Below are 334 nucleotides of genomic sequence, written 5' to 3'. Positions count from 1 at the left end.
TCTGTACGACAACGCCGGCAATCTGGTGGAGCAAACCGATCCCAACGGTCACAGCACCCACTACGCCTACAATGACAACGGTCAGTTAACCGCCTTGATCGACGCCAATGGCGGCCATTACAAGATCGACTACAACGACGACGGCATGCCGGTGGCGATCACCAATGCTCTGGGCCATGTCTGGCGTCGCGAGTACAACGAACAGGGCTTGCTGGCCCGTATCACTGACCCGGAAGGCGCGCAGACTCAGTACGAATACAACGCCCAGGGCCTGCCGCAAAAGATTATCGACGCACTGGGACAAGCCCGGGAACTGCAGTGGAACCGGGAAGGT

1 protein-coding gene is annotated in these 334 nt (G+C 58.7%); it reads left to right on the top strand.

What is annotated here, in order from left to right:
* Positions 1-334 (top strand): hypothetical protein (locus ONV78_RS31915; protein WP_279508636.1); only part of this gene is annotated, 334 nt, incomplete at both ends.

The sequence above is a fragment of the Hahella sp. CR1 genome (assembly GCF_029813005.1).
Lineage (GTDB): Bacteria > Pseudomonadota > Gammaproteobacteria > Pseudomonadales > Oleiphilaceae > Hahella.
This window is presented reverse-complemented; position numbering and strand designations above follow the sequence as displayed.